A 23,127-nucleotide genomic window follows, 5' to 3' on the forward strand; every position below is an offset into this window, starting at 1 on the left:
AGCGCGCGTTCGGCGGCGCCCAGCAACAGCAAGACGAACAGGGGCTCCGCCCACAGGGAATGGGCGAAGAAGGTGAACGTCGGGTAGAGCAGGTGCAGGCCGGCGGCCGCGATCGCCGCCGGCCGCGGGGCCACGCGCCGCGCCAGCAGGAAGACCAGCGGCGTGGCCAGCGCCGTCAACAGGGCATTGAGCACCCGGCCGGCCACGCCCGGCGCCAGGCCCGTGGCGTAGGCCGCCCCCAGGGCCATGGGATGCAACGGGGGCTGGAACCCGTCCTCGTAGGCCCGGTCCCAGTGCGCGGGATCCGGCCGGTGGCCGGTGAGCAGATCCCCGTAGATGGCGGCCCAGCCGTGGGCGCGGTTGCTGTAGCCCCACTCGTCGTTGACCGGATGGACGTCCATCAGCAGGGCGACGCCCACCCCGCCCAGGCGCAGGAGCAGCGAGGCCAGCAATAGGATCGGCAGCAGGCGGCGGTCCGTGCGCGGGGCCTTCAAGAGGCCGCCCCGATCAGGTCCTCGAGCGTATCGACCATGCGCGACCAGCCGTACTTCTCCTTCTCCACCGCCACGGCGGCGGCGAAGTCCGCCGCGCGGTCCTCGTCGAAGAAGCGCGCGACGGCCGCGGCCAGGGCGGCCGGATCGCCCGGCGGCACCAGGTAGCCGGTGCGGCCGTCCAGCACCACCTCGGGCAGCCCGCCCACGCGGGTCGAGACCACCGGCTTGTCGTAGTTGTAGGCGATCTGCACAATGCCGCTCTGGGTCGCCGAGACGTAGGGCAGCACCACGAGATCGGCGGCCAGGAAGTGGTCCTCGACCCGGTCGTCGGGCACGTAGCCGTCGACGAAACGGATGATGTCGGCGGCGCCGCAGCCGGCGATCCTCTCCCGGTAGGGCCGTGCGTCGCCGTAGACGTCGCCCACGATCAGCAGACGCAGGGCGTCGCCGTACCGGCCGCGCAACAGGGGCGCCGCGTCGATCAGGTGCTCGACGCCCTTGTAGGCCTTGATGAAGCCGAAGTAGAGCACCACGCGCGCGTCGGCGGGCAGGTCCAGGGCCGCCCGCGCCTCGGGCCTGGTCTTGCGCGGGCGTCCGGGCACGCCGAAATCGTAGACCGGATGGGGACAGTCGCGCACCCGGGCCGGGTCCACACCGGGCAGGATGGCGAAGAGGTCGCGCCGCACCTGGCCGCTCTGGGCCACGTAGCCGGCGGCGGGTCCCAGGGCCCAGCGCGTCAGCGCCGCGGCGAAGGGGTACCTCTCGTGTGCGACGACATTGTCCAGGATGTAGACGACCGGCACGCCGCGCCCGCGCAGCCTGCGCGCCACCGCGCCGAAGCCCGGCGCGAAAAAAGGCAGCCAGTACTTGACGATCACGGCCTCGACACCAGCGCCGAGCAGGTCGTCGGCGGTCCGTCGCCAGCTCCGGGGGGACCACGGCGTGAAACGCAGGGAATCTGGCCGGGGCATCCAGGGCGCGGTGTCGCCGGTCTGGCTGCTGCCCGGGAAGATCGCGCCGGGATACTGGCGGCGGAATCCCGCCCAGTGGATCGCGTGGCCCCGCTCGCCCAGGGCGCGGTGCAGCATGGCCACGTAGGTGACGATGCCGCCGCGGAAGGGCGGCGCAGGTCCCAGCAGGCCCAGTCTCATCCCGCCTCCAGCCGGCGGACGACGGCGGCGCGGACCGTCCGGGGCGTCAACGTCTCCAGGCAAAAGGTCGGCTGGGTGCAGCGCGGCCGGAAGAAGCACTTGCAGTCCTGCGGCGGCGCGACGATCTCGCCGCGCCCGTAGAGCTCGAACTCGGCCGGGTTGAAGATGTTGTTCAACAGCACGAGCTGCTTGCCCAGTCCTATCGCGAGGTGCATGGCCATGGTCACGGCCGTCACCACCGCGTCGCAGCGGTTCATCACGGCCGTGAACTCCCGCAGCGGAAACAGGCCCGGATAGAAGGCGCCGGTCGCCGCGGCCAGGCGGCGGTTCTTCGCGTCCTCCTCGGGACCGCCCAGCAGCATCACGCAGCAGCCGTCGGCCGCCAGCAGGCGCGCCAGTTCGGCCCAGTGTTCCTCGGGCCACAGCCGGCTGGTCCAGCGACCGCCGCAACCGGTGTTCAGGCCGACGACCGGACCCTCGACCGGCAGTTCGAAGGCGGGCGCGGCGGCCGCCCGATCGAGCACGTACTCCTCGCCGGCGAACGCGTAGCCGCAGATGGCGAAGATCTCCTGCAGGTAGGTCAGGGTGTTCGCCCGGTTGACGTCGTCGAAGAGGCCCGTGAGGAACTTGGCGCGGGCGGGACCGTCGTCGCAGGGCCCGCAGAAGCCGTCCTCGCCCAGCAGGAAGCCGCGCTTCTCGCGGGCCTCGACTTCGCGGGCCAGGGCGCAGGCCTCGCGGTCCTTGTCCAGGTTGATCAGCAGATCGAACGCGGTGTGCCGCGCCCAGAGGATCGCGGCCGTGTCCAGGGACAGACGGTCGTCCACCTCCGACGGCAACAGGTCGGGGAACTGGCTGATCCAGGTGATGCGGTGGCGGGGGTAGTCGCGGCGCAAGGGGACGAGCAGCGGCGTGGTGCGGATGACGTCGCCCGCCGCGCCCAGCTTGATGATCAGGATGCGGCCCTCGCGCCGGACGTAGGCGGGACAATCCCCGCAATGCACACCCTCGTCCTTGTGGGGCCGGCAGGGGATGTCGCCGCGGAAATGCAGACAGTCGCGCCGGACGTCCATGTCGTTCATTCCTCGTTGAAGAGGCTCAGCAGATCCTCGGCATTCGCGTTCAGATCCGGCGGCAGGCCCAGCTCCCGCGCGGCCTCGAGCGCGCGCCGCGCCTGGTCCGCGTTGCCCATGTCCAGCAGCAGCAGGCCGAGGCGATGGAAGACCAGGGCCTTCTGCCCCGGTTCGCGCGCCTCGCGCAAGGCGGAGTTGAGGGCTTCCATGGCCCGCACCTGCCGCCCGCGCTCCTGGTGGGCGCGCCCGATGCGCCGCAGGGCTTCGCAGCGCTCCCACGCCCGGGATTCGTCCTGCGCCAGCGACTCGAGCCATCGCTCGCAGTGGGCGACCACCGCGTCGGGGTCGCCGGCCGCGAGCAGACGGTCGGCTTCGCGCAGTTCGGGCGGCACGCTGCGCGTGGCCGCGGCGAGATGAGCGTGCAGCCGCTTCTCCACCTCCGCGAACCCCTCGGGCAACTCGTAGTGGAGGGCCAGGTCCAGCATGGCGACGGCCCGGTCCAGTTCGCCGCGGTCCTTCAGGAGCCCCGCCAGCAGTAGGGCCGCCAGGCCCACCTCGTCCCCGTCCTCACGGATGACGTCGCGCAGCAGCACCTCGGCGCCGCTGTCGGAGCCCGCCTCGAGATGCTCCAGGGCGCGGTTGATCTTGTCGCCGTAGGCGCGCTCGGCCTGATCGGCGGGGGGCCCGAGAAACTTGATCGTGAAGAGCCCGCCGACGGATGTGTCCGCGGTGACGGTCACCGCCACCGCCTCGCCGGTTCCCCAGGGGATGCGCACGCTGTGGCGCGATTCGTCGTGCTTCTGGTAGACGAGCTGGTTGTTGCCGAGGCGCAGCACGTTGAGATCGCACAGGCGCTGATCGCCTTCGACGGTGAGGATCCAGGCGCGCAGGGGGATGTCGTCGAATTCGACCCTGAACTGCACCGACTCACCCGGCTCGAGATTGTATGTCTCGGTGCCCCACGCCACCCACAGGCCCTCCGGCACGCCGGCCCGGACGGTCAGGGCAGCGAGCGAAAGGGCGATGAGGATCGGAACACCGCGGCGCGCCAAGGGGATTCTCCTTCGTCGCATCGTAAATCGTTGTCTTGGTACGACGAACATATCGGAAGGCGCGGTAAAGCACAAGAGACGGACGGACCGACCCGATCATCCCTTGAAAAGCCGCCGCACGAGATCGTCAACCCACCGTGGGACCACGCGTCGGACCTGGACGACGCGAACGTGGGCTGGCGTATGTCCCGATACATCGGAGCTGTGGCCGTATCGTTGCCTGCGAGTTGCGGATTGGACGGTAACGTGTTATTTCATGGTAACTATGAGTGTTCAGCGTCTTGTTCTTCTCACGGCCCTTTGGGCCTTCCTTCTGGCGCCCTCGGCATGCATGCTGGGTGTTCTGGAGCATATCTGCCCTCGTGGTTCGGAGTCGAATTGTGGGAGTAGATCGGCTTGCGCGGATGATCCCTGCAACACGCAAGTCGTTCTGAGCACCGACAGCGACCACGATATCTTAGCAAACTCGGCGCCTGCTGACGGCGCGGCGATTCCCGACAGGCTGGTCAGCTCCTCGGTTTATACCTGTCTCACGACCGGCATCGCTGCCGTGCAGCCGGGGATCTTCCACCTTCCTGTTCCTGCCTCCGCCCTTCCTCTTCTCTGTTAATACCATACCGTTTAAATCCATATTCCATGGGCACAGCTGTGGCTGTTTGCGTATGCGAAGCATGGCGTGGCTTTGCGGTTCGGTACTCCGAGCCGAGGCTGCATGGAGACAGGTACCGGGTTCGGAGGAAAACCATGGACTCGAGGCGGCTGAAACATTTTCTCATCATCCTGTTGATCACGACCACTGCCGGATGTTCGACTTCGCGATACGAACCGGCCCGGCCCCAGCGCCGGCCGCTGGGGCTGGAGATGGTTGTTCATGAAGCTCCATCGGAGCCCGATTCGCCCGGCGCGCTGCTTCCGGAGCTTCAGGAACCCGTGGACGAACTGAGCCTTCGTGACGCTTTGGTCCTGGCTCTCCGTCACAATCCGAAACTGGCGGCGACGTCCTGGAACGTACGCATCGGTGAAGCGCGAACGCGACAAGCCGGCCTGCTGCCGAATCCGGAAACCGAGATGGGAGTCGCGGAGGCCGCGGGCACCGGCGAGCGCCGGGCTCTCGCTGCGGCCGAGACTTCGATTCGTCTGAGCCAGCTCGTCGAACTCGGTGACAAGCGTGCCGCACGAAGTCGTCTGGCGGCCGCAGAGGGGACACTCGGGGCCTGGGACCACGAGGCCATGCGCCTGGCTGTTCTGACGAACGCCACGCTCGGTTTCATCGATGTCCTCGCCGCCCAGGATCGACTCCGGCTTGCGGAGGATTTCCTGCACCTGTCGGAGGAGACCTTCAACGTGGTGGCCGAGCGCGTCATGGCAGGCAAGGTCTCGCCGCTGGAGAGGACGAAAGCCGCCATCGAACGGGCCGACGCCAAAATCGAACTTTCCCGGGCCAGAAGCAATCTGCATGCTTCCAGACAGCGGCTTGCCGCAACCTGGGGCAGCACATCACCCCACTTCTCGCTCGCAACGGGCGCATTGGACCGGGTGACGGAGATACCCCCCTACGAGGCGATCAAGACCCTCATCCAGCGGAATCCCGAAGTCGCTCGCTGGACCGAAGAGATGGAGCATCGCCTCGCCGCCATCGCCTCGGCACGGGCAGCGCGAGTGCCCGATCTGACCGTGAGCGCAGGCGCTCAACACTTCTCCGGGTCGGGCGATCGCGCCTTCACCTTCGGTCTCAGCCTGCCCATACCGCTCTTCGACCGCAACCAGGGCGGCCTGGCCGAGGCCCGCTATCGGCAGGCACAGTCCAGCCATGAGAAGAGGTACAGCGAGGTTCAGGCGGTAACCGCTCTTGTGGAGTCGTACGAAGCCTTGTCGGCCGCCCGCACCGAGGCGCTCGGCCTCAGGGAAGAGATCGTCCCCGCCGCGGACCAGGCTTTCGAGGCCGCCCGGGACGGCTATCAGCAGGGGAAGTTCGGTTATCTGGATGTGCTCGACGCACAGCGCACCTTTTTCGAAGCAAAGGTAGGGCTGCTCGATGCGTTGGCCCGATATCACAGGGCCGTGGCGATCGTGGAAAGTCTTGTCGGAACACCACTCGATGCATTGAGCGAAACGCGGAAAGCAGAAACGGAGGAACGGCCGTGAGGAGGATTCTTCCTGTCAGCAGCGTGCCGGCACTCTTTGCCGTGCTCGTCTTTTTCCTGGGGGCTTGCGACCACGGCCATGCGGATGGCGAAAATCAGGCGGTGCAAGGTGATGAGCACGCAGGGCACGAACATGGCGAGGAGGGTGAGAATCCCCTGGCCATGTCGCTGGATGAAATCGCTGCCGCACGATGCGAGCACAGGATCGCAACGTACGAGTGCGATGCCTGCCGGTTCGAAGTCGGCGTGGTGAAGGTTTCGGATTCCTTGCTGAAAAAAACAGCCTCTGCCGGGGCGGGCCTGCTCGGCACGGAGGTCGTCGCCCTGCGGCATGCGGCAGTCCGTCTCGATGTCACCGGCGAGGTCCGTCTGAACGAAAACACGGCTGTCCATATCAGCCCGCGCATTCCCGGGATCATCGAGAGCGTGCAGGTGGATATCGGCGCACGGGTCGTGAAAGGCGATCTCCTTTTGAAGATCAACAGCGTGGAGCTGGGCCGGATGCTCGCTGATTTCGAGCGCAGCAACGCACTGACCGAGCTTTCCCGCAAGAACTTCGAGCGGGAACAGTCGCTCATGGAGCGCAAGATTTCATCGGAACAGGACATGATCGAAGCCCAGATGATCCATGAGGGGCACAGGACCGAGCTGAAGGCGGCCAAGCAGGCGCTCCACGTTTTCGGTCTCACGGAAGACGACCTGGCGGCTTTGAGGGAGCAGATAAACGACACGGGCATGGGCTGCCTGCCGGTGCGGGCTCCCCTTGCCGGAACCATCATCGAGAAACACGCCGTGATCGGCGAACTGGTCGAGCCGGGCAAGAGTGTCATGCTCCTTGCCGATCTCGACGCTGTCTGGGTATGGGCCGATATCTACGAGCAGGATCTCCACCAGCTGCTCGCGGCTGAACAAGAGGACCCGATTCCGGTGAAGGTCTTTGTCGGGGCCTTTCCAGATCGCCTCTTCGAGGGCAACGTCGACTACATCGGCGCCACCATGCAGGAACGCACGCGGACGATCAAGGTGCGCGCCACGGTTCATAATACGGACCGTCTGCTGCGGCCCGGCATGTTCTGCGAGATCCAGATCGGCATGGATGCCGGCGAGGACGTGCTCGCCGTACCGAAAACGGCCCTGCTTGCAGATGAAGGCCAACACTTCGTCTTCAAGCACTGGCAGGATGACCTCTATGTGCGGCGCGCCGTACAGAAGGGCCGTGAGTTCTTCGACACCGTTGAAATCACCGAAGGCTTGGAGCCTGGCGAGCTGGTCGTCACAGAAGGCGCCTTCCTGCTGAAATCCGATGTCCTGCGCGAAAAGATGGGCGCCGGTTGTGCGGACTAGGAGGCGGCGATGTTGGATAGGCTGATTCACTTCGTCCTGCACCAGCGCCTGCTGGTATCGATCGCGACCGTCGTGCTGGTGGCCGGTGGTATTTTCGCCTGGAATCTCTTGCCCATCGATGCTTTTCCGGACGTCTCGAATGTCCAGGTGATGATCTTGACGGAAGCGCCAGGACTGGCTCCTGTCGACGTGGAACAGCAGATAACCTTTCCCATCGAGCTGGCCATGCAGGGACTGCCGGACGTGCGGCAGATCCGCTCCTTGTCGAAAGCGGTGCTCTCCCAGGTGATCGTCGTCTTCGAGGATCACGTCGACACCTACATGGCCCGGCAATTGGTCTTCGAACGACTCCAGTCGGCCAGGGGGGGCATCCCGGAGTGGGCCGAACCGGAAATGGGGCCGATCAGCACCGGGCTCGGCGAGATCTATCAGTACACCCTGGAGAGCGACACGCATACCCCGATGGAGCTGCGGACAATCCAGGACTGGGTCATTGCGCCGCAGCTCAGGTCTGTTCCCGGTGTGAACGAAGTCAACAGCTTCGGTGGTTTTGTCCGACAGTATCACGTGCTCGTAAATCCCAATGAACTCTTGAAATACGGCATCACACTCGACGACGTGCTGGTGGCCATCGAGAAGAACAACGCCAACGCCGGCGGCAACTTCCTCGTTCAAGGCTGGGAGCAGGCCTACGTGCGGAGCGTGGGTCTCATCGAGTCCGTCTCCGATATCGAGGACATCGTCCTGGAGGCCGAGGACGGCACGCCCATATACCTGAAAGACGTGGCCACGGTGGGATTCGGCCCGGAGACGAGGCAGGGAGCAGTTACCCGCGACGGGAAAGGGGAGCGGGTGGCGGGCATGGTCATCATGCTGAAGGGCGAGAACTCCAAGATCGTCGTGGACAGCGTCAAGAAGACCATCCCCAAGATCCAGGCAGGCCTTCCGGATGGTGTGCGCATCGACACGTTCTACGATCGCACAACGCTTATCAAGGCATGTATCCACACCGTGTCCAACGCGCTCCTGCTGGGAGGAATGTTCGTCATCTTCGTACTGTTCCTCTTCCTCGGCAATCTGCGCGCTTCGATCATCGTCGCACTCTCGCTTCCCCTTTCCGCGCTCATCGCATTCATCCTGATGGGCTTGCAGGGGGTCACGGCCAACCTGATGAGTCTTGGCGGTCTGGCCATCGCCATCGGCATGATCGTGGACGCCTCCATCGTCATCTCGGAGAACATAACCCGGCATCTGGGCGAGAAGGAGGGAGCCGGCATTCCGCGTACGCGGATCGTCTTTGACGCCGTGCGCGAGGTGGCACGGCCCGTGTTGTTTGCCATCCTGATCATCATCATCGTATTCCTCCCCCTGTTCACGCTGCAGCAGATGGAAGGCAAGATGTTCCGTCCGCTGGCACTGACGATGTGCTTCGCCATGCTGGGCTCGCTCCTGGTCTCCTTCACCATCGTACCCGTACTGTGCTCTCTCTTCGTGCGCGGACGGAAGGAGGCGCGTGACAACCTCCCGGTCCGAGTCTGCAAGAAAGCCTACCTGCCGCTGCTGGCTCTGGCCCTGAGGCGCCGGTGGACGACGGTCCTGATAGCCGGCGCCGTCCTGGCGGCGTCGCTGCTGCTGATACCGTTCATCGGCACGGAATTCCTCCCCCAACTGAATGAGGGAGCCATCGCGATCAATATCGTGCGACTGCCGTCCGCCTCGCTCGACGGATCCATGGCGGTGGGGACCGAAATCGAACGCCGCCTCCTGGTGCAGTTCCCGGAGGTGGAAACCGTGGTGACCAAGACCGGCCGCGCCGAGATCTCCGAGGACCCCATGGGACCGGAACAGAGCGACGTCTTCATCATGCTCCACCCGCAGGACGAGTGGGACACGGGACGGAGCAAAGGGGATCTCGTGGCGGCCATCCAAGAGGATTTGAGCCGGATTCCGGGAATCCGGCTCTCCTTCTCGCAGCCCATCGCCCTGCGCGTCAACGAGCTCATTTCCGGCATCAAGAGCGACCTGGCCGTGAAGCTGTTCGGACCGGACTTGGACGTGCTGGGGGAACACGCCAATCGGATAGCGGCCGTCATGAATGGCATCGAGGGCGCCGAAGACGTCAAGGTGGAGCAGATCACGGGATTTGCTCAGGTGGAGGTGGTCGTGGACCGCAAGGCGATCGCACGGCACAAGATCAACCTGGCGGATATCAACGAGATCATCGAGACCGCCGTGGGCGGCAAGGTGGCTACGACGATCGTGGAAGGGCAGAAGCGCTTTGCCGTGCTCGTGCGTTTCCCCGCGGAGCACCGCCGCGACATCGAAGCACTGGAGAATATTCTGGTCCCTTCACCCGAGGGACCCCGCGTGCCGCTCGCCCGGCTGGCCACGATCGAAGAGGTGGAAGCGCCGTCCCAGATCAGTCGCGAGAACGGCATGCGGCGCGTCGTCGTCGAATGCAACATCCGCGGGCGGGACATGGGGAGTTTCGTCGCCGAGGTCCGGGAACGGATCCGGTCCATCGTGGGAGAATTGCCCAGTGGCTACTTCGTGGACTACGGAGGGCAGTTCGAGAACCAGCAGCGGGCCATGAAGCGACTGGCCATCGTGGTGCCGATGTCGATTCTCTTGATCTTCCTGATGCTCTTTCTGGCCTTCGATTCCCTCAGAAGTGCCTTTCTCGTCCTGGTGAATTTGCCGTTCGCCCTCGTCGGCGGCATCCTGGCAATCTTCCTGCTCCGGATCAACCTGAGCGTGTCGGCCGCCATCGGATTCATCGCCCTTTTCGGGACGGCCGTGGAGAACGGAACCGTTCTGATCACATTCTTCAACCAGCTGCGAAGACAGGGCCTCAGCACGGTCGAAGCCGTCATGAAGGGCTGTGATTTGAGATTCCGCCCCCTCCTGATGACCGCATTGACGACGCTCCTGGGTTTGACGCCGCTCATCTTCGCGACCGGCAGCGGCTCGGAAATCCAGCGCCCTCTGGCCACGGTCGTCATCGGGGGGCTCGTGTCCTCGATGTTCCTGACACTGATCGTCTTGCCGGTTCTGTATGCTCTCATGAAATCCGGCAGGACCGGGCAAGGTGCGGAAGACCGGCCTACGGGATCGGACACCACCAGCGCAGAGAGACTGCCTGATTGACTGTCGATTCAAGGTAGCCCGGAGGCGTCAAGCAGGTATGAGACAAGCAGGGTCGGCATTGCATATCACGGCAAAGTGTGACATCATTATTCAATTAACCTTCGGGACAATCAACCGGGAGCCGCCCATGCGCCCACTGCTCGCCCTGTTATTCACCCTCGTGACCATTTGCGGCGTCGCCTCCGCCCAGACTTATACGCTCGGCGACACCTTGACGGTCATCCAGCGACCTCTGCTGAACATCCCCTCAATCGTCACGCCGGGCGAGGACCTGGCGATCAGCTGCGAGGCGAATCCCGCCACCACGGGCTGGACCGCGACGCTGGAGCGCGGCGGCTTGAACATACCGCTGTCCGTCACCTCGGCCGTCTACGAACCGGCGACCACCTGGTGGCTGCTGACGGCGGCGGTGCCGGAGGTCCCGGTCTACGAAATCTACGACCTGCGCGTGACCGCCGACGGCGGCCTCGACGACAACACCCGCCACGCGGTGCGCGTCATCCCCCAGCGGCGCGACGACTTCTACTTCGTGCACATCACCGACACGCACCTGCCGACCTACCTGTACTACTACGAGGACGGCGCCGACACCGACAGCACCACCAGCGAGGGCCTGCGCGAGATCACCCGCGACGTGAACATCATCAATCCCGAGTTCGTGCTGCTGACCGGCGACTTCGTCAACGAGGGCGAGCTGGAGGATTTCCTGGACAAGCACTACTACAGCCGCGGACAGATGCACCTGGCCGAGTTCGAAGTGCCGGTCTACCTGACCGCCGGCAACCACGACGTCGGCGGCTGGAGCGACACGCCGCCGTCGGACGGCACCGCGCGGCGGGACTGGTGGCGCCTCTTCGGCTGGCGCAAGCTCGATGCGCCGCCGCCGGCCGAGCTCATCTACACGCAGAACTACAGCTTCGACTACGGCCCGGTCCACTTCGTCGGGCTGGAAGCCTACGACAACTACGACAGCTGGCGTTACAGCATCTACGGCGCCGAGAGCTTCACGGCACGGCAGATGCTGTGGCTGCAGGGCGACCTCACCGATGCCGACGCCCTGTACAACGTCCTGTTCCACCACTACGACTTCGGCAACGAACTCAATCTCTCGTCCCTGGGCCTCGACATGTCCTTGTGGGGACACATCCACCGCGACACCGACGATAATACGCCGCCCTACGACATCTCCACCGACAACGCCGGCGGCAGCAACCGCCCGTTCCGCCTGGTGCGCTTCTTCAGCGGCGAGTTCGACCCGCGGCCCACCCTCGAGGCCCAGGATGGCGACGTTCTCCGCGTCACCTACGCCCCGGCCAACGACGGCACCCACGATTTGGTCACCGCCCAGGTCGTCAACGGCTACGGCGAGCGCTTCGAATACGGGCGGCTGCGCATCCACATGCCCGCGGACGCCGCCGGCTTCATCGTCAGCGGCGGCACGCTCGCACAGGTGGACGATACCGGCGGGACGGCCCTCTGCTACGTGGACGTGGACATCCCGGCCAACGGCCAGGCCACGGTGATCGTGGAGGTGGACGACGCGGCCGGCACGCCGCCCGCGGTCTCCGCCTCGCGGCTGAGCGCGCATCCAAACCCCTTCAACCCTCGCACCGAGATCACCTTCGCGATGCCTGCGGCCGGCGCCTGCCGCCTGACCGTCTTCGACGCCCTGGGCCGCGAGGTCGCCGTTCTGGCCGACGGCCGGCGCGAGAGCGGTCCCCAGACCGTCACCTGGGACGGCCGCGACACGGAAGGCATGTCCTTGCCCTCCGGCACGTATTTCGTGGGTCTGCGGGCCGGGACGTATGTCGAGACGAGAAAAGTGACACTGGTCCGATGATAGGGTAATCTGCGCGGACACACCCCCCACGAGAGGATGAGTCATGCGCATTGTCCTGCTGATCGCCGCCGCGTCCGTGCTCCTGGCCGGCTGCCAGTCCGGCCAGCCAGACGATCTGGACGCCTTCCTGGCCGGATACGATATCCTGTACCGCGACCTCTGGCGGCTGGCCGAGGGCGCGCGCTGGGACGCCAACGTCGATATCGGCGACGCCGCCTCCGCCGCCCGCATCGCCGCCGAGAAGGAATTCGCAGAGAAGCTCGGCAACGCCGAACTGATCCTGACGGCCCAGGAGTTCCTCAAGCGGGACGGCCTGAGCTTCGAGCAGCGCAAGCAGCTCGAATACGTCCTGCTCAACGCGGCCAAGTTCCCGGGCACCATCCCCGAGACGACCACCGCCCTGATCGAGGCCGAGGCCGCCCAGAACGAGCGCCTCTACGGCTTCGAGTTCAGCGTGCAGCTGCCCGGCGAGGCGCCGCGCGCCGTCACGGCCAACGAGATCGCGACGGGGCTCACCGGAGCTCCCGATCCCGCCGCGCGCCGCGCATGGTGGGAAGCGAGCAAGGAGATCGGTCCGAGCCTGCGCGAAGGCCTGTTGCAGCTGCGCGACCTGCGCAACGAGACCGCCGGCAGCATGGGTTACAGCTCCTTCTTCGCCCTCGAGGTGAGCGAATACGGCCTGACGCCGCGGGAGATGATCGACCTGATGGACGAGGTGCTCGCGGGCCTCATGCCCCTCTACCGGCAGCTCCACTGCTGGGTGCGGCACGAGCTCGCAGCCAGGTACGGCGAGCCCGTGCCGCGCCGGCTGCCCGCCCACTGGCTCGGCAACCGGTGGGCCCAGGCCTGGCCGGGCATCGTCGAGGGCATCGACCTGGACGCCCTGGTCGCGGACAAGACACCGGAGTGGCTCATCACGCAGGCCGAACGCTACTACACATCGATGGGCTTCCCGCCGTTGCCGGCCGGCTTCTGGGAGAACAGCGACCTCTACGCCGTCGGCGCCGACAGCGAACGCAAGAAGAACACCCACGCCTCGGCCTGGCACATCGACCTGGACCAGGACGTGCGCTCGCTCATGAGCGTCGAGCCGACCTTCGACTGGCTCCAGACCACCCACCACGAGCTGGGCCACGTCTACTACTACCTCGCGTACAGCAATCCCGACGTGCCGTTCGTGCTGCGCACGGGCGCCAACCGCGCCTTCCACGAAGGCATCGGCACCTTGATAGAGCTGGTGTCCAGCCAGACGTCGTACCTGCGCATGATCGACCTGCTGGGCGAGGACGAGCAGATCGACCACATCCAGTGGCTGCTCAACCAGGCGTTGCTGGGACCGGTCACGTTCCTGCCTTTCGCCTGCGGCACCATGACCCACTGGGAGCACGACTTCTACGAGGAGCCGCTGCCCGCGGACCAGATGAACGCCCGCTGGTGGCGATACGTGGGCGAGTACCAGGGCGTGGCGCCCCCCGAGCCCCGGGGCGAGGAATGGTGCGACGCGGCGACCAAGACCCACATCAGCGACGACCCGGCCCAGTACTACGACTACGCCCTGAGCAGCGTCGTCCTGCACCAGCTGCACGATCACATCTGCCGGGAGATCCTGCACGAGGCGCCCCAGACGGCCACCTACTACAAGCGCCCGGAGGTCGGCGCCTACCTGCGGGAGATCCTGCGACCGGGCGCCACCCGCGACTGGCGCGAGCTGATGGTCGAGGCCACCGGCGGGCCGCTCTCTTCGCGGGCCATGCTGGAGTATTATCAGCCGCTGCGGGAGTGGCTCGAGGAGCAGAACGCTGGACGGGATGTGACCTTCGACTGACGGCTCCCGCACACCCGGGATCGCGATACGCTCGGCCGGCACCTTCACGGGTGCCGGCCGACGTTTTCGTGCCGGGGTCGGGCGCGTGCTAGAACGTGAGAACGACGCCCAGCTGATAGGCCGTCAGATCGGTCTCGCTGCACGAGGGCGCGTAGACGGGCACATTATCGACGATCGTGATATCGCCCTCGGTGAGGTACTCCGCCTCGCCGCCCTGCAGGTGGCTGACCTTGAGGTCCAGGAACACGCCGGGTTTCTTCTCGTCGCGGTTTCCTTCGCTCAGCCGGATCAGCAGGCCTCCGGCTCCGCCCCAGAAAGTGGCGAAGTCGTCGTAATTGGTCTGACGCGCCACCTCGTCGCCGTCCCACCAGTCCTCGTCCTCGAGCTTGGATTCGGTCCACAGGTAGCCGAGGCCGACACGGGCCTCGGCGTAAGGCTGCACGGCACCGGTCAAGGGGCGCCACTGGGCGAAGAGAAAAGCGCCGGCGAGGTTGTTGCTCGTGGTCAGATCGAAGTCCTCCACCAGGGGCAGGCTGCAGGTCCGGGTCTCGCTGCCGTAGATCATGGCGTTGAGACCGAGACCGAAGGTGAAAGACGGCCGCGGGCGCAGTCCGTAGTGGATCTCGAGGCCGCCGCCCTCGGTACCGACCGCGTCACCGAATTCGCCGGTGGGCGTGGCCAGCAGGAGTCTGACGCCTCCTTCCTGATCGAGGGCGCAGGCTGTCGTGGCGAGCGTGAGCAGGACGAGCAGGGTCGCGAATTTCAAGGTGTTCATGTCGGGTCTCCGTTTCCATACCAGGTCTTTTCGTTTTGGCTCGGGACACTGTCCGAGCGCGGGCAATTCACGCGTGACCAGGAAATTGCATTAAATGAACCATTGTTCAGATATGGAGTTTGATGAATGTATCTTATTCTGATACAGCGTGTTACGTGTCGGATTGAAGATGGCCGGCGTGGCAAAGATATATGGTGTTTTATCACATCTGTGGCGAAGCGTCCTCTCGACACTCCAGCAGTTCGGGGGAGGCACAATGAACCTCCCCCTGCGGAAGACCCAGCGCTCATATTCAACTCAAGCAGAGGGCATGTGTGGATGCACACACATGCGAAAGGCGACTCTCGAAGAGCCGGAGCCTCTCGCGTGCGTGTGCATCACCCTATGACCGGCCCACTAGATCATGAACTCCATCAGCCGCAGATGGTCCTCCCACGGCATGGCCTGCCAGCTCTCCGCGGTCACGGCCCCCACCGAGCGGGAGATCATCGAGACCACATGGGCGGTCGCATTGTCGGGGGCCTCGTAGATGTCCATGTAGTCGTAGGGACCGAGGATGGCGTAATGGGCCAGCCACTTCACGTCGGGACAGGCCGTCGTCACCTTCTGCATCCAGTCGCGGCTGAAGGCCTTGCGATCCTCAGCGCCGCGCATGGCGGCCGGCGCCAGCTTGGTCATCAGAACGAAGATGGACATGGAGTCACCTCCTGCTGGGGATGATTTCATATTAGCACAAAAGGGGTTGCATCGCGCGCAAGGCGGATCTATATTTGCATACTGACGCAATCGTGCAAACCAAGGATCACAACATGTCCTCACGACAGCCCTGCTGCTCAGATCTCCAGAAATGGCTCGAACCGGACACCTTCAAGGTGCTGGGAGATCCCAGTCGCACGGCCCTGCTGCTGCTGCTGGCGGATAGCCCCGGGCCCCGGACCGTGACCGCCTTGGCCGCCGGCTTGCCCATCGACATCTCGGTGGTATCGCGTCATCTGCGGATCTTGCGGGATGTGGGCGTCGTGCATGCGATCAAGCGGGGCAAGGAGGTCCATTATCACCTCGATTGCGGGGACCTGGCCCGGCGGCTCCGGCATCTGGCCGACGCCCTCGACGCCTGCCGCCCCTCTTGCGCACTCAAACCCGAGGAGTCGACATGACCGACACGAAACGCCCCGAAGACGCCGGGAAGCTGCGTGAAGCCGTTTCCGCGGGTTACGCCAGGATCGCTACGTCCGGCGGCGGCTGCGGCGGATGCTGCGGCGGCCCGCGAACCCGGCCGCAGGACATCAGTCTCGAGCTGGGCTACGACGCGAACCAGCTCGCATCCGTGCCCGCGGGCGCCGATCTGGGACTGGGCTGCGGCAACCCCACGGCTCTCGGCGAGTTGAAACCCGGCGAGATCGTGCTCGATCTCGGCTCCGGCGCCGGCCTGGACGCCCTGCTGGCCGCGCGGCAGGTCGGACCGACGGGACGCGTCATCGGCGTGGACATGACCGAGGCCATGCTCGACAGGGCGCGCGACAACGCCGTCCGGGGCGGCTTCGAGAACGTCGAGTTCCGCCGCGGGTTGATCGAGGAGCTCCCCGTGGACGACGCCAGCATAGATGCGATCGTCTCCAACTGCGTGATCAACCTGTCGCCGGAGAAGGACCGCGTCTTCCGCGAGGCGTACCGCGTGCTCAGACCCGGCGGCCGGATGCTGGTCTCGGACATCGTGCTCGAAGAGGCCTTGCCGCCGGAGATCGCCGAGCGTGTCGACGTCACCATCGGCTGCGTGGGCAACGCCTCGCTGCGTGCGGATTACCTGCGCACGGTCCGCGAGGCCGGTTTCGGTGAAATCGAAATAGTCGCCGAGAAGACGTACGGCGCCGACCTGCTGGCCGGCACCGCCTTCGCGGATGACATCGCCCGCGACCACGGCCTGTCCCTGGACGAGCTGGCCGAGCATCTGGGCAAGGTGACGAGCCTGAGTCTCAGAATACGCAAGCAAGTCTAGGACCGGCCAACATCACCTTGGCGACGGTCTCGGGCGGATCACCCGGGCGGACAGCGAGGGGACGCACACCCTTTTCTGGCGACTCTCGTAGAGCCGGAGCCAGAACAGGGTGTACGTCCCCTCGCAGTGCGTCGAGGCGCGAGTGTCAGCCCGAGACCATCGCCGAGGTGGTGTTGTCCAGGGTCGAACCGTGCAAACTGTGCGGGATCAGGAAGACTCCCAGCACGACCAGCGCCGCGACGATCGCCACGGCGCGCGGCCAGCGACCGTCCCCCCTGCGCCAGGACGCCCAGACCCAGGCCAGCACGGCCGCGGCCAGCTTGTTGTCGGTGAGGTCCTCCCCCAGGGGCCAGCCCGTCCAGTAGGCGCCGAAGGCGTATTTCTGCACGATGGGACCGAGGATCAGCCCGCCGACGACGAGCAGCCCCAGGGTGGTCAGGGACATCCTCCCGCGCCGAGGACCGTCCACGACCGCTTCCAGCCCGGTGCGCGTCGACCACAGCATGGCCAGGAACATGAAGAGTATGTGCGGCGCCAGCACGAGCCGGGGCACGTCCCCCTTGAAGCGGGCGACGACGGCCCGTTCACCGCTGACGACCAGGGTCTCGTCGTCCCGGGCCAGCACCACGCTGTATTCGAGCTTGCCCGCCGCCGGCTGCGCGGGCAGATGGGCGACCAGGCGATCCCCTTCGCGGGCCATGGGCGCCGTGATCCAGCCGTCGCCGGCGCCGAGCCGCCGCCACAGGATCCGGCCCGTCACGGCCGGGGTATCGACCTCGAGCCCAACCGGCAGATCGGAGCCGACATCGTGCGAACGGAGCAGTTCGCCCCTCACGCCGCCGCCGGCGAATTCGGCGTCGACGCGGACCTCGTAGGTCGGTCCGGTCACGCGCTGATAGACGGCCGAGACGAGGGTCAGCAGCAGGGCCGCAGTCCAGAGCATCCAGTTCCGCAAATCGGGCCTCCCGGGTAGGATCGGGACACACTACAACAGAGGCTGAGGCCTGTCCGCAGAAAACGACTTGCGATTTCATGGTTCGATCGTATTTTTTCGCGTGCGATAAACCACGGGACATGCGCGCAGGCCACCCTTGACCGGACAGGAATGCGATATCATACGCAACGCTTTTTATGATAACATCTTGACCGGTGCTCCCGTACTGCTTAGGGTATCGACGTCGCCCCACCGCTGCTTCACTCAGGAGAAATAATGAGGAACGGACACCCCCAGGGCCTGTACGTCTGCTTCGGCGCCGAGATGTTCGAGCGCCTCTGTTATTACGGCATGAGAGGATTGCTGATCCTCTACCTCACCAAGGCCCTGCTGCAGGGCGACACCAAGGCCATCGGCATCTACGGCGCCTACACGGCGCTGGTCTACGCCGCCCCGGTCTGGGGCGGCAAGCTGGCCGACGCTGTCCTGGGCTACAAGCGGGCGGTGATCTTCGGCGGCATCGTCATGGCCATCGGCGAATTCTTGATCCTCGGCGGGACCGAGTTCTGGCTGTTCCTGGGCATGAGCGCCATCATCGTCGGCAACGGCTACTTCAAGGCCAACATCTCCACGATGGTCGGCAAGCTGTACCGGGACGGCGATCCGCTGCGCGACTCCGGCTTCACCATCTTCTACATGGGCATCAACATCGGCGCGCTGCTGGCGACGGTCGCCGTGGCGCCCATCGGCGAGAAGTTCGGCTTCCACTGGGGATTCGGGCTGGCGGGCGTCGGCATGCTGATCGGTGTGGGCATCTTCCTCAAGGGAATGCACAAGCTGGGCACCGCCGGCGATCCGCAGAATCCCGACATGTTGCGTAAATACGGCAAGCTGGTCTACGGCGGGTCGCTGGCCGGCATCCCGCTGCTGTATGCCCTGATCACCTACGGGCAGGGCGTCGCGCTGTTAGGGCAGGACATCCTCTTCTGGATCCTGATCGGACTGCTGGTCTTCGTCTGCTTCAACCTGCTGCGCGCCGGCTTCCAGGGAGACCGCGTGCAGCGCGATCGCATCATCGTGCTGCTGATCCTGATGACCTTCAACGTCGTTTTCTGGGCCTGCTTCGAGCAGGCCGGCAGCTCGCTCACCCTGTTCGCCGACCGCAACGTGGACCGCGACGTCTTCGGACTCTACGAGATGCCTGCGTCGCAGACCCAGTTCTTCAACCCGGCCTTCATCATCATCTTCGGCAGCATCTTCTCGGTGATGTGGGTGAGCCTCTCGCGAATCGGGCGCAATCCGAGCATACCGATGAAGTTCGGGCTGGGCATCATCCAGCTCGGCCTGGGCTACCTGATGCTGCTGATCGGCAACGCCATGGCCGGCGACGCGGCCCTGGTGCCGTTGTTCATCCTGGGGTTCATGTATCTCCTGCACACCACCGGCGAGCTCTTCCTGTCGCCGATCGGCCTGTCCATGGTGACCAAGCTGGCGCCCAAGAACATGACCGGCAGTGCCATGGGCGCCTGGTTCCTGTCCTTCGCCTTCTCCATGTACGTTGCCGCCGCGCTGGCCAAGCTCACCGGCTCCGTGGGCGAAGGCGGGGTCGAGATCGCCGCCGCCGCCATCGAGCCGGCCGAGAGCCTGGCCACCTACGTCCACGTCTTCGGCGGCATGGGCTGGGTGACCATCGGCATCGGGCTGGTGCTCGTGGCGCTGTCCCGCCCGTTGAACAGGATGTTGCACGGCGTCGCATAGATCGTCTCACCGTGCAACGCGAAAAAGGCCGGCCCCTGGGGACCGGCCTTTCGCCATCCGGCCGCCTTCGAGACCAGCTCCCGCACTCGACGATTGACCGCGCCGCGGATCCTGGAGTATGGTCCACCGCGATCGCCGACACTCGCCAATCGGCGATTTCGACTGTCCACAGCGAATTCTCCGGCCCCGGCCACTCCTCTGGAGGCATCTGATGCAAACTGCCAAAACCCAAGCCGGTGAGAAGCCCAAAGGGCATCCCACGGGATTGAAGGCCCTGTTCTTCACCGAGATGTGGGAACGCCTGGGCTTCTACCTGATGCTGGGTATCCTGCTGCTCTACATCACCGACTCCGAACGCGGCGGGCTCGGCTTCTCCACGCGCACCGCGGCCGAGATCTACGGCACGTACATGGCCTTCGTGTACTTCACGCCGTTTCTGGGCGGCTTGATCGCCGACCGCTTCCTGGGCTTCCGCCGCTCGGTCTTGATCGGCGGCATCCTGATGGCGGCCGGCTACTTCTCGCTAGGCATCCGCAGCCTGCCGACCTTCTACGCCGGCCTGACGCTGCTCTGTCTGGGCAACGGCTTCTTCAAGCCGAACATCTCCGCGATGGTCGGCAACCTCTACGCCCCCGACGATCCGCGACGCGACACCGGCTTCAACATCTTCTACATGGGCATCAACATTGGCGCCTCGTTGTCGGCCCTGCTCTCCGCGCCCCTGCGCAACCTGTGGAGCTTCAACCTCGCCTTCACCGCTGCCGGCGTGGGTCTGCTGATCGGCACGTCCATCCTGGTGATCAACTGGAAGAAGCTCGCCAAGGCCGACCGCCAGACCGAACGCAGCGCCGAGGACATCTCGTTCAAGCAGGTCATCATGACCATCATCGTGCCGGCGGGCATCTGCGGCGTGATCGGCTACTTCGTCGGCGAGCGGGTCTCGTTCATCCGGGAGACGATCGGCTCGATCACCTTCGGCTTCATCGTGGGCATGCTGCCGGTGATGACCTACTTCGGCCTGATCGTCAAGCGGGCCAACCCGGAGGAGAAACCGGGACTGGCCGCGCTCATCCCCGTCTACGTGGCCGGCGGCGCCTTCTTCATGGTGCTGCACCTGAGCGGCGGCCTGATGACCGTCTTCGCCGAGCACAACACCGACCGCCGGGCCGAGTGGATCCCCGCCGCCACCGAGTTCTACGCCCAGAAGGCCATGCCCTCCTATTACGCCAACGCCGCCCCCGACCTACCGCGTCCCGACGAGCGCGTGCTGATCACCGTCGACGTCACGGGCGAGGCCATGTTCGGCGCGCGCATCATCGGCACCAACCTGCTGGGCGTCCTCGCCGCGCGTCCCGAGTTGCAGGTGTTCGACACCGACACAGCGGACATCCCCGAGGACCAGCAGTTCCTCGTCTGCAAGGTCTACGACGACGCGGACGTCCTGATCTCCGTCGGCACCGACGCCCACGGCGTGTCCACGACCACGGTGAAGGTGAACGAGGGCGCCCGCCAGCGGGACGAGGTCCTGTTGACCCGGTCGGTCGCGGGCGCGAACGTGCCGGTCGTGCTGGTCTCGGAGGAGACGCGCGCCGCGGTCTATGCAAACCGCGACCCGAACGTGGCGACCCTCGCCCCGGGTCGCTGGGTACGCCTGGTCAACGCGGAGATGTTGACCGGTCTGCTCAACCCGGTCTTCGTGGTGGTGCTGACGCCGCTGGTGGTCGCCTTCTTCGGCTGGCGGGTCGCGCGCAAGCGCGCCATCAGCACCGCGCGGAAGATCTTCCTGGGCATGGTGATCACGACCGTGGCCCTGCTGATCATGGCCCTGGGCGCCAGTCTGGGCCAGGACGGGGCGGCCAAGACAGCGATGATCTGGATGGTGATCTACTACCTCGTGATCACCGTCGGCGAGCTGTGCCTGTCGCCGATGGGCCTGTCCCTGGTCACCAAGCTGTCGCCCAAGCGTCTGGTCGGCCTGATGATGGGCGGCTGGTTCCTGGCCACCTCGGTCGGCAACAAGCTGTCGGGGTTCATCAGCGGCCTGGAGCCCGGCACGCAGGTGTTCGTCATCCTGGCGGTGGCCATCCTGGGCGTGGCGGCCTTCATCTTCGCGATGCTGCCGCGGCTGGACGCGGCCATCAGGAAATACGGCGCGTAACGGCGCATCCTCGACACGACGAGAGGGACTGCCCCGCGGCCGTTCCTCTCTGCTTGTCGGCCGGCTAGGCCTCGGCTTCCATCTCCGCCTGCTGCAGGAAGGTGAAACGCGCCGTGCGCGGTTGCACCAGCCGCTCGAAATCGGCGTAGGACATCCGCAGCAGCTCGGTGTGGGTGCCGGCGGGAAAGGCGATGCGCTGCGCGTCGGACATGGAGCCCGACACGTAGACGTCCAGATCGTAGACGTTGCCGAAAGGCGGCATGGCGCCCAGATCGCAGTCGGGGAACATCTCGTGGAAATCCGGCTCGGTGGCCAGGCTGATCGTTTCCGCGCGGGCGGCCTGCTGCAGCAGGGTGAAATTCACCTTCTCCGGCGCCGGCAGCACGGCCATGGCCATCCTGCCATCGAGCTTGATCATCACCGTCTTGGCGAACTCGCGGCCGGGGATGCGCGCGCGGTCGGCCGTCTCCTGGGCCGAGTAGGCCTGCGGGTGGTTGATCCTTTCGTAGCGGATCCCGTGCTCGTCCAGGTATTCCAGCAGTTTCTCGCATGCCATGTCGGAGCCTCCTCGGCGAAGGACCACGATGGCGTGCCTGCGGTGTGGATCGGAATGAATGCTCGGCGCAGGTCGCGGGGAGGGTGCTGCCGCTGATGGACCGCGCGGCGGCGGCCCCCGCCCGCTCACGCGTGTGACGCCGACATCATAGCACATCCGGACCTGGAAATGTCGCTCAGAAGTAGTAGTGGATACCGGCCTGCGGGAAGATCATCAGGCTGTTCTCGTCGTCGCCACGGCTGGTGAAGACTGCCTCCACCTGCACGGCCGTGCGCTCGCCGAAGAGGCGCTCCAGCCCCACGCCGAAACCCGTGTTGATATGATCCCTGGTGCGGTCCTTTTCCCTGTGGTAGAAGTGGGCCAGCCCGGCGCTCAGGTACAGCTTGTCCCGGCCGCTCTGGCGCAGGATGTAGTGCAGCGAGAAGCCGACGTTGTGGCGGTTGTCGTCCCTGTTGTTCCAGATGCCGCCCGCAGCCTGGCCGTACAGCCACCACTTGATGGGAAACTTGTACGAGAGCCCGAACCCCCCGGACAATCCCGTGTGCATACCGATGGCCTCGTAGAGGGGATCGTCGACCCGGTTCCAGTCCCGCACCTGCGCCGTGGCCGACGATGCGGCGGCCAGCAGCAGCAGAACGATCAGGAACGGACGGGGATGGATCAGCCTGTGAGACGACATGACGGGGGACCTCCGTGTTCCACGCTAACCGGATCAGCCGGTCCGCAGCGCCACTCATACGCAGCCGGGCGTCCGCGGTTCCACGCTGTCCAAGGTAACACCTGCATGCCTTGCGGTGTAGCCAGGAAATGCAACAACGGGAACGGGGCCGGATCGGAATGAACCGACCCGGCCCCGCCGCGCTACCCGGGAATCCTCCCGGAA

Annotated in this window: 18 protein-coding genes; 9 read left to right on the top strand and 9 right to left on the bottom strand. The window is 65.5% G+C overall.

Annotated elements, in window-relative coordinates; genetic code table 11:
• The 4 genes from KJ554_13955 to KJ554_13970 all read right to left on the bottom strand — a co-directional run.
• Nucleotides 1-494, bottom strand: a 494-nt coding sequence (locus KJ554_13955) for a hypothetical protein (protein MBU0743432.1), incomplete at its 3' end; no start/stop codon positions are given.
• Nucleotides 491-1,645 (bottom strand): glycosyltransferase, encoded by a 1,155-nt coding sequence (locus KJ554_13960; protein MBU0743433.1) that lies wholly within the window; start codon nt 1,643-1,645, stop codon nt 491-493. The genes KJ554_13960 and KJ554_13955, both read right to left, overlap by 4 nt.
• Nucleotides 1,642-2,724: a glycosyltransferase family 9 protein gene (locus KJ554_13965; protein MBU0743434.1), complete on the bottom strand. Its 1,083-nt coding sequence runs from the start codon at nt 2,722-2,724 to the stop codon at nt 1,642-1,644. Before KJ554_13965 ends, KJ554_13960 begins: the two co-directional genes overlap by 4 nt.
• On the bottom strand, nt 2,721-3,767 hold the full coding sequence (locus tag KJ554_13970) for a hypothetical protein (protein ID MBU0743435.1): 1,047 nt from the start codon (nt 3,765-3,767) through the stop codon (nt 2,721-2,723). Before KJ554_13970 ends, KJ554_13965 begins: the two co-directional genes overlap by 4 nt.
• 744 nt (nt 3,768-4,511) lie before the next feature.
• On the opposite strand from KJ554_13970, the gene KJ554_13975 reads away from it, so the two are divergent.
• From KJ554_13975 to KJ554_13995, 5 genes are all read left to right on the top strand, one after another.
• A complete protein-coding gene (locus tag KJ554_13975; protein MBU0743436.1) occupies nt 4,512-5,912 on the top strand; it encodes a TolC family protein in 1,401 nt (466 codons plus the stop codon).
• Nucleotides 5,909-7,255: an efflux RND transporter periplasmic adaptor subunit gene (locus tag KJ554_13980; protein ID MBU0743437.1), complete on the top strand. Its 1,347-nt coding sequence runs from the start codon at nt 5,909-5,911 to the stop codon at nt 7,253-7,255. The genes KJ554_13975 and KJ554_13980 overlap by 4 nt, the downstream gene beginning before the upstream one ends.
• Nucleotides 7,256-7,264: 9 nt before the next feature.
• Nucleotides 7,265-10,402 (top strand): CusA/CzcA family heavy metal efflux RND transporter, encoded by a 3,138-nt coding sequence (locus KJ554_13985; GenBank protein ID MBU0743438.1) that lies wholly within the window; start codon nt 7,265-7,267, stop codon nt 10,400-10,402.
• Between the two features lie 127 nt (nt 10,403-10,529).
• Entirely contained in the window at nt 10,530-12,242 is a 1,713-nt protein-coding gene (locus tag KJ554_13990; protein ID MBU0743439.1) for a metallophosphoesterase, read from the top strand.
• A gap of 43 nt (nt 12,243-12,285) precedes the next feature.
• Nucleotides 12,286-14,067: a M2 family metallopeptidase gene (locus KJ554_13995; protein ID MBU0743440.1), complete on the top strand. Its 1,782-nt coding sequence runs from the start codon at nt 12,286-12,288 to the stop codon at nt 14,065-14,067.
• 88 nt (nt 14,068-14,155) lie between these two features.
• Here KJ554_13995 and KJ554_14000 read toward each other — a convergent pair whose 3' ends face one another.
• Together KJ554_14000 and KJ554_14005 are read right to left on the bottom strand one after the other, a co-directional pair.
• Entirely contained in the window at nt 14,156-14,842 is a 687-nt protein-coding gene (locus KJ554_14000) for a hypothetical protein (protein ID MBU0743441.1), read from the bottom strand.
• A 396-nt stretch (nt 14,843-15,238) separates the two neighbouring features.
• A complete protein-coding gene (locus tag KJ554_14005; protein ID MBU0743442.1) occupies nt 15,239-15,538 on the bottom strand; it encodes a GYD domain-containing protein in 300 nt (99 codons plus the stop codon).
• A gap of 113 nt (nt 15,539-15,651) precedes the next feature.
• Here KJ554_14005 and KJ554_14010 point away from each other — a divergent pair, with 113 nt between their 5' ends.
• Together KJ554_14010 and arsM are read left to right on the top strand one after the other, a co-directional pair.
• A complete protein-coding gene (locus tag KJ554_14010) occupies nt 15,652-15,999 on the top strand; it encodes a metalloregulator ArsR/SmtB family transcription factor (GenBank protein MBU0743443.1) in 348 nt (115 codons plus the stop codon).
• Nucleotides 15,996-16,838 carry an arsenite methyltransferase gene (arsM, locus tag KJ554_14015; protein MBU0743444.1) on the top strand — a complete coding sequence of 281 codons (843 nt, stop codon included), beginning with the start codon at nt 15,996-15,998 and terminating at the stop codon, nt 16,836-16,838. The genes KJ554_14010 and arsM overlap by 4 nt, the downstream gene beginning before the upstream one ends.
• A gap of 145 nt (nt 16,839-16,983) precedes the next feature.
• Here arsM and KJ554_14020 read toward each other — a convergent pair whose 3' ends face one another.
• Nucleotides 16,984-17,793: a hypothetical protein gene (locus KJ554_14020; GenBank protein ID MBU0743445.1), complete on the bottom strand. Its 810-nt coding sequence runs from the start codon at nt 17,791-17,793 to the stop codon at nt 16,984-16,986.
• Nucleotides 17,794-18,048: 255 nt separating this feature from the next.
• Here KJ554_14020 and KJ554_14025 point away from each other — a divergent pair, with 255 nt between their 5' ends.
• Together KJ554_14025 and KJ554_14030 are read left to right on the top strand one after the other, a co-directional pair.
• Complete coding sequence (locus KJ554_14025) at nt 18,049-19,530, top strand: oligopeptide:H+ symporter (protein MBU0743446.1); 1,482 nt, start codon at nt 18,049-18,051, stop codon at nt 19,528-19,530.
• Nucleotides 19,531-19,741: 211 nt separating this feature from the next.
• Nucleotides 19,742-21,688: a peptide MFS transporter gene (locus KJ554_14030; protein MBU0743447.1), complete on the top strand. Its 1,947-nt coding sequence runs from the start codon at nt 19,742-19,744 to the stop codon at nt 21,686-21,688.
• A 64-nt stretch (nt 21,689-21,752) separates the two neighbouring features.
• Here KJ554_14030 and KJ554_14035 read toward each other — a convergent pair whose 3' ends face one another.
• Together KJ554_14035 and KJ554_14040 are read right to left on the bottom strand one after the other, a co-directional pair.
• Entirely contained in the window at nt 21,753-22,244 is a 492-nt protein-coding gene (locus tag KJ554_14035) for a YbaK/EbsC family protein (protein MBU0743448.1), read from the bottom strand.
• A gap of 175 nt (nt 22,245-22,419) precedes the next feature.
• On the bottom strand, nt 22,420-22,923 hold the full coding sequence (locus KJ554_14040) for a hypothetical protein (GenBank protein ID MBU0743449.1): 504 nt from the start codon (nt 22,921-22,923) through the stop codon (nt 22,420-22,422).
• Between the last annotated feature and the right edge of the window lie 204 nt (nt 22,924-23,127).

This window comes from bacterium (genome assembly GCA_018814885.1).
In the GTDB taxonomy this organism is placed as follows: domain Bacteria; phylum Krumholzibacteriota; class Krumholzibacteriia; order LZORAL124-64-63; family LZORAL124-64-63; genus JAHIYU01.

Bases quoted from the DNA above. Each gene is read 5' to 3' on its own strand.
- KJ554_13960 (MBU0743433.1), bottom strand. From the start codon at position 1,645: ATGAGACTGGGCCTGCTGGGACCTGCGCCGCCCTTCCGCGGCGGCATC.
- KJ554_13965 (MBU0743434.1), bottom strand. From the start codon at position 2,724: ATGAACGACATGGACGTCCGGCGCGACTGTCTGCATTTCCGCGGCGAC.
- KJ554_13975 (MBU0743436.1), top strand. From the start codon at position 4,512: ATGGACTCGAGGCGGCTGAAACATTTTCTCATCATCCTGTTGATCACG.
- KJ554_13985 (MBU0743438.1), top strand. From the start codon at position 7,265: ATGTTGGATAGGCTGATTCACTTCGTCCTGCACCAGCGCCTGCTGGTA.
- KJ554_13990 (MBU0743439.1), top strand. From the start codon at position 10,530: ATGCGCCCACTGCTCGCCCTGTTATTCACCCTCGTGACCATTTGCGGC.
- KJ554_13995 (MBU0743440.1), top strand. From the start codon at position 12,286: ATGCGCATTGTCCTGCTGATCGCCGCCGCGTCCGTGCTCCTGGCCGGC.
- KJ554_14000 (MBU0743441.1), bottom strand. From the start codon at position 14,842: ATGAACACCTTGAAATTCGCGACCCTGCTCGTCCTGCTCACGCTCGCC.
- KJ554_14005 (MBU0743442.1), bottom strand. From the start codon at position 15,538: ATGTCCATCTTCGTTCTGATGACCAAGCTGGCGCCGGCCGCCATGCGC.
- KJ554_14010 (MBU0743443.1), top strand. From the start codon at position 15,652: ATGTCCTCACGACAGCCCTGCTGCTCAGATCTCCAGAAATGGCTCGAA.
- arsM (MBU0743444.1), top strand. From the start codon at position 15,996: ATGACCGACACGAAACGCCCCGAAGACGCCGGGAAGCTGCGTGAAGCC.
- KJ554_14025 (MBU0743446.1), top strand. From the start codon at position 18,049: ATGAGGAACGGACACCCCCAGGGCCTGTACGTCTGCTTCGGCGCCGAG.
- KJ554_14030 (MBU0743447.1), top strand. From the start codon at position 19,742: ATGCAAACTGCCAAAACCCAAGCCGGTGAGAAGCCCAAAGGGCATCCC.
- KJ554_14035 (MBU0743448.1), bottom strand. From the start codon at position 22,244: ATGGCATGCGAGAAACTGCTGGAATACCTGGACGAGCACGGGATCCGC.
- KJ554_14040 (MBU0743449.1), bottom strand. From the start codon at position 22,923: ATGTCGTCTCACAGGCTGATCCATCCCCGTCCGTTCCTGATCGTTCTG.